Origin of the sequence: Mycolicibacterium chengduense, assembly GCF_033741155.1 — a bacterium.
GTDB lineage: Bacteria > Actinomycetota > Actinomycetes > Mycobacteriales > Mycobacteriaceae > Mycobacterium.
On sequence record NZ_JAWQNH010000004.1, the window covers coordinates 120,581 to 132,908 of the forward strand.

Sequence of the window (12,328 nt, forward strand, 5' to 3'; positions counted from 1 at the left end):
CGACAGTGACTTCGTCCAGACAAAGGTGAAAATGCCTGCTGCCAAGCCCAAGACCGCCCGCTACACCGAGGTGGAGCGCAAGTTCGACGTGCTGGAGACCACGGTGTCCCCATCGTTCGAGGGGCTTGCGGTGGTGACGCGGGTCCAGCATTCGCCGACCCAGACGTTGGAGGCGGTCTACTACGACACCGCCGGCTATGACCTGGCCGCACGCAAGATCACGCTGCGCCGGCGCACCGGGGGCAGCGACGCCGGCTGGCACGTGAAACTGCCCACCACCGCCGCCGACACCCGCACCGAGGTGCGGGCCGCGCTGGCCGACGCGGTGCCCGACGAGATCCGCGACGTGGTGGCCGCGATCGTGCGGGACCGTCCCCTGCAGGCGGTGGCCCGGATCACGACGCAGCGCTCGGTGTCGCTGTTGTTCGGTGCCGACGGAACCCCGCTCGCGGAGTTCTGCGACGACACCGTGACGGCGTCGGCGCTGCGCCCGGACAGCGAACCGCAGGCGTGGCGGGAATGGGAACTGGAGCTGGTCGGCGGCGGTTCGCCGGAGGTGCTGGAGCGGTTGGCCAACCGCCTGTTGGACGCCGGGGCGGCTCCGGCCGGGCACGGTTCGAAACTGGCCAAGGTGCTCGACGTGGCGGCTCCCGAGCCGGCGCCGGTCTCGGCGGACCCGGTGCATCGGGCCATCGCCGAGAATGTCGCCGCCCTGTTGGAGTGGGACCGCGCCGTGCGCGCCGACGCGTGGGATGCGGTGCACCAGATGCGGGTCACCACCCGCAAGATCCGCAGCCTGCTGGCCGAGGAATCGGGCCCCGAGAACGCCTGGGTGCTGGACGAACTCAAACAACTGGCCGCGGTGCTGGGCGTGGCCCGCGACGCGGAGGTGCTCGCCGACAAGTATCAGCGCGCCCTGGACTCGCTGCCCACCGATCTGGTGCGCGGCCCGGTGCACGGGCGACTGGTCGAGGGCGCCAAGCAGAAGTACAAGGCCGGCTGGCGCCGGTCGGTGGCCGCGATGCGTTCCGAGCGGTACTTCCGGTTGCTCGACGCGCTGGATGCCGTGGTCGCCGCCGCCCCCGCGGCCGCCGGTGGCGCGGAGTCGCAGCCCGTCACCGTGGCGAGTGCCTACCGCAAGGTGAAGAAGGCGGCCAAGGCGGCCGAGGCCGAGGGCACCGACGAGGCGCTGCACCGGATCCGCAAGCGCGCCAAGCAACTTCGTTATACCGCTGCGGCACACGGTGACACCGCGGTGGCCAACAGCGCCAAGACCATCCAGACGGTGCTCGGCGATCACCAGGACAGTGTGGTCAGCCGCACCCACCTGCTGGCGCAGGCCGAGGCCGCGCACGCCGCCGGCGAGGACACCTTCACCTACGGCCTGCTGTATCAGATGGAGGCCGAGGTCGCGCTCTACGCCGAAGACGAGGTCGGCGCCGCGCTCAAGGCGCTGCGCAAGGCCGTGCGCAAGTAGAGGGCGGACGAGCTGGCCTGTAAGCCGGATTCTGGCCGGCATCATCGGCCGGAAGATCGCGATCAACAGCCAACGAGGGGGCTCGTGCACGTCGAGGTCTCCGGAAGTATCGAACTGGCCGTATCACTCGTCAGCTGACACGCTGCACACAGGGCCCGTCCCCAAGCGTGTCGGGGTCCACTAACTTGCGAACATCGACCCGTGGTGCATAGACCTCTATGGACCGATGCCAGCTTGCCTAGCCTCCAAATCCAGTGCCTTACGTGCCGCCTTCTCACGCTTCTGTGTCAGCCGGGGCGGCTCGTCGCCGAAATAAAAGATCGAGCCGACACCCGACAACATCAGAAGCAATCCGAAAGCCATCACTAGTCCGAATGGGATCCACCAGCCCCACCCGTAATTGACTGCGAGATACGCCAAACCCCAGCCGATCCCTACCGTAACCAGTGCAAGGAATACCATCGTGCAGACCGCAGCCGCGTCGATGTGGCGTTCGGCACGCTGCTTTTGACGGTACGAGTGCTGCTGAAGTTGGTCCAGGATAAGCGCCTCCATATGAGGCTTTGCGGAATCGGGAAGCTTGCTTAGCAACTCTGCGTTTCGTTCGATCTTGCGCAGGAGTCTGCCGTCCGAACCGAGGTAGACTTTTCCGGCGAACCCCAAGATCAAATTGACTGCAGCAGTCAACACCGCTGGAAGAAATCCTGTTCCCCCACCCATAAGGGTGACAGTATGTCGCACACCAAATCTAGCAGTGGCAGGCGCGCCGTAAGTCGATGAGCAATCGACCTTCCGGTCGGTGTTCCGATCCGTTCGGGTCGAGCGTTGCTCCTAGATTTCTTTTTTCCGTGCATGATTGCCGCTCAACGACACATCACGCGTAATTCCCCATGTCGTTATCGACCATTGCGTATTCAACCAAATAACTACCATGTCTAGCCGCACGGCCCAGTTCGGCTGGTAGGGAACAAACCGGCTGCCATGCTCTTTGCTGAAGACGGCACCCAGCGGTCGAGACAGAGGTGCTGCGGTTCCGACAACTCACATGGGCCCCTACGCCCGTCCCGCCAACTCTTCGGCCCGGACATCTCTGCGGCGTTCGATCAGTTGGCGTAAGTGAGGACCGGGTTCGGCGCAAACCAAAGACGGGCGGCGATGGTGCCCTACCCGTGTGGTTCGCTGTTGGGGGGCAGAGAGGCTTCCCCGCCTAGCCACTTGGCCAGCTGCCGTTGCGCTTTGCGACGTTGGCGCCGGTTCCGGCGAGACTCCGCGGGAGTAACGCGGTCGTTGGCTGTCTTCACCAGTGTGGAAACGGCGACACGCAACTGGTCCGAACGCTCTCCGAGCCGAGAAACGAATTGCTCAGCCGCGTCAGCGCTCGCAATTTGCCCGATCCCCGTCCCGCCGTCAAACCGGGCGAAGGCGGCAGCAACGACGACCAACTCTTGCCAACAACGCACGTCGACCACACTCAGGGATCCAACCTCTAACGCGCGGCGCATCCCTAATAATGCTGTTGCGTAAGCGGTTTCGACCTCATGTATCTGCATGCTGATTGCTGGCAGATTGTTAGCCCGATCCTGCCGAATTTCGTCGATTAGGTCCGTCAGTACGCGACGCCAGTTAAGGACGCGCAACTGTAGCTCATGAGCCGCGGCGAGGATGTCACCGATCGCCTGCCGTTGCGGCGCCCGGTTTGCGTCTTGCATCCGTCGGTGCTCGCGCCACCAGGTGAACGCGTAGGTGAGCAAGCTACCGACAGCGCCGCTGACGAATAGTTGCCAGATAGGTGTCACGGGGTCCCCCTTCGACGGCTGCGCACCAACAGCGCCGCCGGCGCCGTCAGACTTGCCGGCCACATAAGCAGGGCCGGAAGGTCATGATTCCGCCCCTCAGGTACCCCGGTATAGCTTCCGGTCTCGACCCGGACGCGCAGCATCCGCGTGTAGCCGCGTATCCATAACTTCGCCAGCACCAGCGATTCGCCGCCGGCGTACGGGGTGGGATCGCCGGGAGCAGCAAGCGAACCCGCGTACAGCGCGAACCTGTACTCAGCGCGCTTCGTCACCCGCCAAGGATGCGGCCGCGCGAGCCCAGTCCGGCGCATGCCACGCCGACGGCCGGGACAGCGACGACAACGGGGACCCAGGCGTCGCCGCGGCCGACCGGCGCTCACTTGCTCGACGTCGCCGCGATTGCGTCCCGTATCCCTCGGCAGTACTTCATCCGGACGCTAACAGCAGTCCGAGCGCGAGAGCGGGCCGCGTACGCTGTCTGCGTTCTCCTGTTCCACACGCGCACGGATCGCAGCGACACCGCAGTTCAGCGGCTCGGGGCGGACGAGTTGGCCTGTAAGCCGGATTCTGTCCCTCACCAAGTGAGGGAGCGACCATCCATCTGGACACACCGTCGCCGGGTGCCTCAAGCGGCCTACCCGCAGGCTCGGGCGAGCAGCCCTCGAACGCTTGCGCAGCCGCAACCAGGTTGCGGCCTTCTTGGCCTTGCTTCGGGTGGGGTTTGCCTAGCCACCCCGGTCACCCGGGGTGCTGGTGCGCTCTTACCGCACCGTTTCACCCTTACCCCCTGCCCCGATGGGACAGAAGGCGGTCTGTTCTCTGTGGCACTTTCCCGCGAGTCACCTCGGATTGCCGTTAGCAATCACCCTGCTCTGTGAAGTCCGGACTTTCCTCGACACCCAGGCACACCTGAGCGCCGCGGTCGCCCGGCCAACTCGTCCGCGCCGATCACCGTACCCTTTTCTGCGTTTACGGCGGTAACTCTGCGCCGCGGTTGAGGGCGCGCTCGTGCGCGATGCGATACGCGCGTGCCTGGGCCCGGGTACGGGTCCTGGTCGGCATCGCCTGTCCGCGGGTGGCCGTCGGCGGCGGCGCGGTGGTGGAGGCGAGTTCGGCGGTGGGCGCGGCCATCGCCGGGAAGAACAGCGCCCCATCGGGTTTGGTCTTGTAGATGCGCCCGGCCGGGGAGATCACCGTGACACTGCCGTCGGGGCCCTGGGTGTCGGTCCAGCCCGGACAGAAGGTCTTCACGAGGTGATGGACCCGGCAATAGAGCTTGGTGTTGGACGGGTGGGTGGGCCCGTACGGCCACGGGGTGGTGTGGTCGATATCGGACCGGTCGGCCGGCACATCGCAGCCGGGCCACCGGCAGGTCAGGTCGCGGCAGCGCACGAAATCGGCCAGCTTGACCGACGGCCGATAGCCCGGCTCGGCGGTCAGGGCCGCCGCGTCGGCGACCGGCCGGCACCGCGCCTGCGGCGCCATGGCGCGCACCTGCTCGGCGGGAACGGTCCCGTACCCGGGCACCAGACCCGGGGTGTCGCCGGTGCCGTCGAGGGTCGACTGTTCGGCCACCACATGGATGACGATGCCAGCGGCCGGGGCGTCGGCGTCCTTGGCGGGGCACTCCGGTGATCCACACAGACAGGACAGCCGCGTGCCGCCCTCGCTCAACACCCGCAACGCATCCGCTCGGCGCTGGGCGAACGTCCGCGGGTCCGCGCTGCATACGGTGCCGGCGATCTGGTTGAGGCGCTTGTCCACCACCGCGGCATCGGCGGCGTCGATCGATCCGTAGACGTCGGACAGCCCGTTGCCCGCGGGCTGAAACTCGATATGGCGGTCGAGGCGGCGCTGTTTGGCGACCCGGACCGCCTCGGGATCGACATCGTGCACCATCCAGTCGACCTGTTCGGCAACCCAATCCCGGGAGCAAGCGCACCAGCCGGGTGCCGCGGCGGCCAACTGTTCGTCGAGGACGGCCAGCACGTCGGGATCGGTGATCAAGGCCGTGCGCGCGACGACCGCGGTGAAATGTCCGTACTCCACGTCCCCGGCCAGGAACACCTCGGCCAGCCGCGGCAACCGCTCGATCAATGTCTGCCCGTGCGCCATCTCGGTGGAGGCACGCTTACGTCCGATACCCAGGTCGGCGGCCACCTCGATGGCGACCATCTCCCAGTCGTCGACCACCCAGTCCTCGTGGGTATTGCCCAGCTCGACCATCCGCTCTCGCGCGTAATGCCCCAGTTCGATCAGGCGCCGCGCGGTCGCGGCACGCTCGGCCCGCAACGCCTCGCGGGCGGTGTCGAGGTGCCGAATCGATTCGAACATATGTGCTAGTTTACCCGTCCGAGGTGACACGTCGCCGCACCAATGTCACTCACCACGCCGGCGCGCGATGCGGACCGTCACCCGCGGCAGCCGCTGCCCGGGGGACCGCACCACCGCGTAGTCCCACGCCAGTCCCTCACCGAGTTGCCAGCGCCGCCAGCGGGCCACCACGCACATCGCAGCGCCCACCGCGGTGCCCGCGAGCGCGCCGACGGTCGGCTGCCCGCCATACCAGAACGCGATGACCACCGCGCTCGCCACGATCGCGCAGCTCGCGTACAACGTGTTGCCGCCGAAGATCTGCGGGATCCGCAGCACGAACAGGTCGCGCAGCGCGCCGCCACCGACCGCGGTGATGGTGCCCAAGAGCAACGCCGGTAACCAACCCAAACCCAGCGACAGAGTCTTCTGCGTACCGACCGTCGCCCAGCAGCCCAGCGCCAGCGCGTCGATCACCAGGAACGAGACGTTCCACGTCCGGCCCCGCACCGGCAGGACGAAAGCGACCACGGCTCCCCCGATGGCGGTCAGGGCGTACAGCGAGTCGGTGAGCGCCACCGGAGGGCCGTGCTGCAACAGGGTGTCCCGGATGATGCCGCCGCCCAAGCCGGACAGCAGCGCCAACGCCGCGAAACCGACGGGGTCCAAACGCTTGTCGCGGGCGACCATGCCGCCGAGGATCGCGTTGGTGAAGACACCGGACAGGTCGAGGACACGGAACAGTTCGCCGAACACGCCTGAGGGTATCTACGATCGGCGCCGCAACACCATCACATTGTCGATCAGACGCCCGACCTGTCCGTCCGGGCCGATCGCCTCACGCTCCACCGGTTCGGCGCGCAGCCGCTCCCACTCGGGCCCCAGGTCCAGTCCGGCCAGCACCTCGTCGACGCTCGGGAACGGATAGTCCTTGTGATTCGACCAGGGCGGCGCGGCACCGTGATCGACGATCACCAACCGGCCGCCCGGGGCGACCGCGGCCGCCGCCTTGCGCAGCACGGCAGTGCGATCCAGCGGGACCATGGAATGCAGGAACTGCGCTGACACCAGATCGAACTCACCGGACGGGAAACTCTCGTCGAGGTTGTGCCGCTGAAAATCGATGCGCTCCAACAGGTCTCCCGCGTCGTCGGCGGCCCGCGCCAAGGCGACGCCGGAGATGTCGGTGGCGGTCACCTGCCAGCCCTTGCTGGCCAGCCAGATCGCGTCGGCACCCTCACCGCACCCGAGATCCAGCGCACGACCGGGCGACAGCGACTCGGCGACCTCGGCCAGCCGCACGTTCACCCGCCCGCTCCAGACCCGTTTGCGCTCAACGTAATGCCGGTTCCAGTGCTGTTCGGCTGTGGAATCGAACACCGGCCACGGGAGTCCCGGCAGCCCGACATCCTCGCCCATCAGGCTCTGCATCACCGCGGCACCGGCCATGGAGCCCGATGCGACGGCCGCCGAGACCTGCGGCATCCCGACGCAGAGGTCCCCGGCGGCGAACACGCCGGGCACCGAGGTGCGCTGCATAGGGTCGACGGCGACGGCATCGACGGCCACCGGTGACGGCGGCGCCAGTGCCAGCCCCAGGTGCGCCACCAGGTCGCTGCGCTGCCGCAATCCGACGGCGGCCAACAGGCCACGGCGCGGCAGCTGCCCGCCGTCGGCGAACACGACAGCGCTCAATTCGCCTGCTTCCGAGCGCAACTCGGCGACCTGACGTTCGTCGACCTTGATCCCGGCGCCCGCCAGCAGGTCCAGCTCCTCGGCGCCCAGCCCGGCCGGCCCGTTCGACAGCACGACGATGTCGTCGGTCCAACCGCGCAGCAGCAGCGCGACGTGCACGGCCCGCTCCCCCTGCGCCAGTACAGCCAGCGGCTGATCACGCGCCTCCCAGCCGTGACAGAACGGGCAGTGGAACACCGACCGGCCCCACAGCTCGGCCATTCCGGGAATCTCCGGCATCTCATAGCGCATGCCGGCGGCCAGCAGCAGCCGACGCGCCCGTTCTCGGCGACCATCCGCCAGGGTCAGCACGAACCCCGCATCGTCGCGCACGGCGGTGACCACCGTGCCCGACCGCACCTCCACACTCGGATAAGCCTGCAGCTCGGCCCGTCCCATCTCGTACAGCTCAGCCGGCGGACGACCGTCATGGCCGAGCAGCCCACCGATCCCATGTGCGGCCAAATTGCTCTGTGCACCCTGATCCACGACCAGGGTGCGGCGGCGGGCCCGGCCCAGCACGAGCCCGGCGCTCAACCCCGCCGCGCCGCCGCCGACGATGATGCAATCCCATGTGACGTCCATGCCATCGAGCTTGCCGAGGATGGCCGGCGGATGCCAAGCTGATTTGCCATGCAGGCAAACTCGGTGGACGAGACCGTCCGAAGGCGACTGCGCGACCTGCGCAACCAGCAGGGTCTGACCTTGCAGGATGTCGCGGACCGGGCCAGCATCGACGTGTCGACGCTGAGCCGGCTGGAGTCGGGCAAGCGGCGGCTGGCACTGGACCACCTCCCCCGGCTGGCCGCGGCCCTGGCGGTCAGCACCGACGAACTGCTGCGCGAGCCGGAGTCCGCAGACCCGCGCGTGCGGGGCAGTTCGCACACCCGGCACGGGGTCACGTACTGGCCGCTGACCCGAAACGGGCCCACCGGTGGGCGGCATACCTACAAGGTGCGGGTCAGCGCGCGGCGCAACAAGCCGCCCGCGGAGTTACCGGTCCACGAGGGTCAGGACTGGATGTACGTGCTGTCCGGCCGATTGCGGTTGATCCTCGGCGAGCGGGACTTCACCATCGAACCCGGTGAGGCCGTGGAGTTTTCGACGTGGACGCCGCACTGGTTCGGCACCGTGGACGGGCCGACCGAGGCGATCATGATCTTCGACGTCCATGGCGAGCGGATGCACCTGCACAGTTCATGACGCCGACGCCAGGGCCATTACCGCGCCTTGCGCGGTTGCATGGCGGCCAGCGCCCTGTCCATGGCATCGCTGATGATGGTCACGTCGCCGTGAATTCGTGCCAGCAACATCGAGCCTTGCAACGTGGCCAGAACGGAGCGACTCAGACTCTCGGGATCGGCCCCGGGGGATAACTGCCCGCGGTCGCGCATCGTTCGGAGGCCGGTAGCCAGCAACGATTCCCACCGCCCGAACGCGCGGGCAAGACTCTCGGCATAGGTCTCGTCACCCTTCAGTTCGGCCGCCAACGATCCCAGCGGGCACGCGAAAGGACCTCCGGGAGCGCGGTGCATGTCGACGATCTGGTCGACCCACCTTCGCAGTCCGACCCACGAATCCACCCGGTGGATCTCCGGTTGGCAAGCCAGTACCAGCTCGAGCTGTCGATCGATAACCGCACGAACCAATTCGGCCTTACCGGAGAAGTAGTGGTACAGCTGGGACTTACCACAGCCCGCGGATGCCAGCACATCGTCCAGGCTCGTTGCGGCGACGCCATTCGCGTAGATCGCGGCGGCGGCCGCGTCGACAATCGCCGCGCGACTACGACGACCCCGCTCGGTGGCCGGTAGCTCCGATCGCCCCGGCGGACGTGTTGTCGACATTGCTCGAAGATATCGCGTCGCGGTGCTCCGATCGGGAAAGCGTGCCGCCGACCCGAGGAATGACGAAACGCTGACATTGCGAGCTGGGGTGGCCGATTTGAGCGACGAGCGCCGACATGCGACGTAAATTGTCCTGAACAGTACAGTTTGCACCCGAGGACTTCGCTCCCGGGATGACCGAAACGAGCCTCCATGTCAATTCGCGTCGGCATGAAATTCCCGATCGACGTTGAAGTCGATTCCCTGGATGGGCCAGTCACCATCTCTCAATTGTTGGGCGCAGGACCGGTGATCGTCGCATTCCACCGAATGTGGTGTCCGTTCTGCCAGCAGGCAGCTCGCGACCTCGTCGCCGTGAGCGACCAGCTGGAAGAAATCGGCGCAGCCGTCGTGTTGGTCTACCGCGAAGATGTTGCACAAGTCGCCACGTCGTGTCACGACCGCGGGATGCCGTTTCATTGCGTCAGCGACGCTGCTCGCTCACTGGAGACTGCCGCCGACGTCGGTCGGTTCTCACGCGTCCGCTATCTGGCCTTCTCGCCTGCGAGACTCTTCCGCGCCCTGCGCAGCGGCAGCCGCATCGGGGTCGGTTCGGACTTCCTGCAGGGTCGCGGGACGTTCGTACTGGACCGCAACGGACGCGTTGTGTACGCGCACCGAAGTGTGACCGCAGCCGACCTCCCGAGCATTGCCGACGTCGTCACCGCTGTTCACGCCGCAGCACAGGTGAACTCATAATTGTACTTTTCAGTACACAAGATGAAAGAAGAGGGCATCACATGTTTGAATCCGACCGGGCTGCAGAACTTCTCGAGGTGTTCGCAGCAGAACAGCTTGCCCTGGAACGCTCCGGGCTACCGGGATCGCTTGCCGCACCTGGAATTCGAGTGCCTACCGTGTCGCTGTTGCACGTCGATGGAACGCAGGTGGCATCCGATGATCTGTTCGCGAACGGCCCCACCGTCGTCGTCTTCTATCGTGGCTCCTGGTGCCCCTACTGCAATATGGCACTACGGGCCTACGAGCGAGATCTGTTGCCGGCGTTGCGAGCCAGAGGCGTGCAACTCGTCGCCGTCAGCCCGCAGACACCGGATGGGTCGGTCGCCAGTCGCGATAACAACGAACTGAGCTTCACCGTCGCGTCTGACCCGGGCAATCAACTCGCTGCAGCACTCGGCATTCTCACCGCGCCGAGCACCGAAGCGCTCGACGCCCAGATCTCCCTCGGGCTGGATCTTCGCGAGGTGAACGCCGACGGCACCGTCGGACTACCGATGCCGACCGTGGCGATCATCGACACAGAGCGCGTCCTGCGTTGGATCGACGTTCAGCCGAATTACGCGAAACGAACCGAACCCCAGCAGATTCTCGATGCCGTCATCCAGATCACCCAGACACCAGACGCGGCGGACTCGACACCCGGCCTCGAATCGGTCACGTCACGGATGAGCGAACTGGCACAGACTCTCGGAGTCAAATCCTGCCTGGTGATGCGTTCCGAACCCGGTTCCATGGTGGTGGCCGCAACGGCCGGTGTGGGAGCCAGTTTCTATCGCGTCGGAGACGCCGGCCAGAAAGCCGCGACGGGCGATTCCGAGACGCCACTGTACTGCGAGCGGGTCGTGGACAGCGGCGACGAGGTATTCATTCGTGACTCACGCAATGACGAGGTATTCGCGGGCAATGCGGACGAAGTCGAATTCGGTCTGACCAACTACTTCGGCCTCCCGGTACGGAACGCCGCGGGCGAAGTCGTCGGCACCGTGTGCGTGCTCGACGACTCCGGCCGCGACTACGACGATCGAGCCAGAGGCGAACTCGAGGCGCTTCGGTCCGACGTGGAGGCGATCCTCACTCACGATCCGTCGGCCTTGTTCGGCTGAGACTGCCCAACCGTGGAATCAGAGCGGATTTCGGCCGGCGAGGGCCACCAGCCGTGCAGTTGGGCTCGCGCCCGGCCCAACCTCGACCTCGTCACCGAACAGACCGCTCGGCCGAAGACTTGGAACGAGCTGCGCCCCAACGGCTTCTGCGAGCGAAGCTTCGGAATCGGTGAATTCTACTTCCGCACCTACGGCGGTAGCGAGATCCCAGCTATGGATCAGGGTCGAATACGTGATGATCCCGACGGCCGAGGCGGCCGGCATCTCTCCTATGACTGTGCTGACCGATCGCCCCCAGTCGGCGATCGAGGCCCATGCTCGGTGCGAGCGAGCTACCGCCCGTTCAGTCACACCCAGCGGGTCGGAGCCCAAGATATCCGTTCCACTGAAGAGTTCCTGCTCGGTCGGGCCGCCCCCACCGTCCACGGCCGCGGAAAACGCATCGATCGAAGCAATCGTATGACTGACCAGTGATCGCACGTTCCAGTCCGCACAAGGGCTGGGGAGGCCAAAGTCGGCCGGCGCGAGCGCGCCGACCAAGGCCACCAGTCGACGGTCGGCCTGGTGCAGCAATTCGAGTGACGACATCCGGACTCCATATCTAACGGTAATTGTTGCGGTTTGCCGTTAGTTTGTATCGCACTGACCTAACGGTGTCAACACTGCGATATCGTTAGTGCGATGAGAGCGACGTCGAGGCTGGACAGCGCGCAGGCTTTGGGCTTCCCGGTTGCCGACGAACCTCTCGCCGTGGATCTGGCCGACACTCTGATTACGGTGACCGACCCCAGCACAGATCTGCTTCCCGATGAGGCCACCTGCCGGTCCTGGTGGAACCTTCAGCACGACCGCCTGCCCGCGGGCTGCGGGATCCCGACACGTTCGGCGACGGTAGCGCTCAGGCACGCCGTCCGGGATATCCTCGACGCCCAGCTCGACGGCCGCGCTCCGGATCGGGCGAGCATCGATCGGATAAACCTGACCGCTGCCGCCGTCGTTTCAACGCGCCAGCTTGCGCTGACCGAAAACGGCTGGGCCGCAACGACCGTCTTGGCAGCAACCCATCGGCAGGGTCACGAATTGGCGTTGGCAGCGGTTGCCGACAGCCTCATCGACGTCCTGGCCGGAGCAGACCAGCAGCGGCTGCGACGATGCGCGAACCCCGCCTGCAGCATGCTCTTCCTGGCTCACGACGCCCGGCGGAGATACTGCACGCAGAACATCTGCGGCAATCGGGTACGGGCGGCGCGGCACTATCACCGCAACCGCCCGACGTGA

Annotated in this window: 13 protein-coding genes, 1 other RNA gene and 1 pseudogene; 5 read left to right on the top strand and 10 right to left on the bottom strand. The window is 66.4% G+C overall.

What is annotated here, in order from left to right; genetic code table 11:
* Positions 1-31 precede the first annotated feature (31 nt).
* Positions 32-1,477: a CYTH and CHAD domain-containing protein gene (locus SBI67_RS15620; protein WP_318981442.1), complete on the top strand. Its 1,446-nt coding sequence runs from the start codon at positions 32-34 to the stop codon at positions 1,475-1,477.
* 216 nt (positions 1,478-1,693) lie between these two features.
* On the opposite strand, the gene SBI67_RS15625 is transcribed toward SBI67_RS15620, so the two are convergent.
* From SBI67_RS15625 to SBI67_RS15660, 8 genes and pseudogenes are all read right to left on the bottom strand, one after another.
* Positions 1,694-2,197 carry a hypothetical protein gene (locus SBI67_RS15625; RefSeq protein WP_318981443.1) on the bottom strand — a complete coding sequence of 168 codons (504 nt, stop codon included), beginning with the start codon at positions 2,195-2,197 and terminating at the stop codon, positions 1,694-1,696.
* Positions 2,198-2,640: 443 nt separating this feature from the next.
* A complete protein-coding gene (locus SBI67_RS15630) occupies positions 2,641-3,273 on the bottom strand; it encodes a hypothetical protein (RefSeq protein ID WP_318981444.1) in 633 nt (210 codons plus the stop codon).
* The gene (locus SBI67_RS15635; RefSeq protein WP_318981445.1) at positions 3,270-3,545 is read right to left on the bottom strand and encodes a ribosome modulation factor; all 276 of its coding nucleotides are present in this window, start codon (positions 3,543-3,545) and stop codon (positions 3,270-3,272) included. The genes SBI67_RS15630 and SBI67_RS15635 overlap by 4 nt, the downstream gene beginning before the upstream one ends.
* 268 nt (positions 3,546-3,813) lie before the next feature.
* An RNA gene (gene rnpB / locus SBI67_RS15640) (RNase P RNA component class A) lies at positions 3,814-4,211 on the bottom strand.
* 31 nt (positions 4,212-4,242) lie between these two features.
* Positions 4,243-5,607 (bottom strand): HNH endonuclease signature motif containing protein, encoded by a 1,365-nt coding sequence (locus tag SBI67_RS15645; RefSeq protein ID WP_318981446.1) that lies wholly within the window; start codon positions 5,605-5,607, stop codon positions 4,243-4,245.
* Between the two features lie 45 nt (positions 5,608-5,652).
* Complete coding sequence (locus SBI67_RS15650; RefSeq protein WP_318981447.1) at positions 5,653-6,342, bottom strand: trimeric intracellular cation channel family protein; 690 nt, start codon at positions 6,340-6,342, stop codon at positions 5,653-5,655.
* Positions 6,343-6,354: 12 nt separating this feature from the next.
* Positions 6,355-7,005 carry a class I SAM-dependent methyltransferase gene (locus SBI67_RS15655; protein ID WP_318981954.1) on the bottom strand — a complete coding sequence of 217 codons (651 nt, stop codon included), beginning with the start codon at positions 7,003-7,005 and terminating at the stop codon, positions 6,355-6,357.
* A gap of 45 nt (positions 7,006-7,050) precedes the next feature.
* A pseudogene (locus SBI67_RS15660) lies at positions 7,051-7,905 on the bottom strand (NAD(P)/FAD-dependent oxidoreductase); the annotation flags it as partial.
* A 48-nt stretch (positions 7,906-7,953) separates the two neighbouring features.
* Between SBI67_RS15660 and SBI67_RS15665 the strand changes: the two are divergent.
* The gene (locus SBI67_RS15665) at positions 7,954-8,523 is read left to right on the top strand and encodes a type II toxin-antitoxin system RelB family anti-toxin (RefSeq protein ID WP_318981448.1); all 570 of its coding nucleotides are present in this window, start codon (positions 7,954-7,956) and stop codon (positions 8,521-8,523) included.
* 17 nt (positions 8,524-8,540) lie between these two features.
* On the opposite strand, the gene SBI67_RS15670 is transcribed toward SBI67_RS15665, so the two are convergent.
* Positions 8,541-9,167: a TetR/AcrR family transcriptional regulator gene (locus SBI67_RS15670; RefSeq protein WP_318981449.1), complete on the bottom strand. Its 627-nt coding sequence runs from the start codon at positions 9,165-9,167 to the stop codon at positions 8,541-8,543.
* A gap of 192 nt (positions 9,168-9,359) precedes the next feature.
* Between SBI67_RS15670 and SBI67_RS15675 the strand changes: the two genes are divergently transcribed.
* Both SBI67_RS15675 and SBI67_RS15680 read left to right on the top strand, forming a co-directional pair.
* A complete protein-coding gene (locus SBI67_RS15675; protein WP_318981450.1) occupies positions 9,360-9,905 on the top strand; it encodes a peroxiredoxin-like family protein in 546 nt (181 codons plus the stop codon).
* Between the two features lie 41 nt (positions 9,906-9,946).
* Positions 9,947-11,050 (top strand): redoxin domain-containing protein, encoded by a 1,104-nt coding sequence (locus tag SBI67_RS15680; RefSeq protein WP_318981451.1) that lies wholly within the window; start codon positions 9,947-9,949, stop codon positions 11,048-11,050.
* A gap of 18 nt (positions 11,051-11,068) precedes the next feature.
* Here the strand turns inward: SBI67_RS15680 and SBI67_RS15685 are convergent, their stop codons facing one another.
* Positions 11,069-11,638, bottom strand: coding sequence for a TIGR03086 family metal-binding protein (locus tag SBI67_RS15685; protein WP_318981452.1), 570 nt, complete (start codon positions 11,636-11,638; stop codon positions 11,069-11,071).
* 162 nt (positions 11,639-11,800) lie between these two features.
* On the opposite strand from SBI67_RS15685, the gene SBI67_RS15690 reads away from it, so the two are divergent.
* A complete protein-coding gene (locus tag SBI67_RS15690; RefSeq protein ID WP_318981453.1) occupies positions 11,801-12,328 on the top strand; it encodes a CGNR zinc finger domain-containing protein in 528 nt (175 codons plus the stop codon).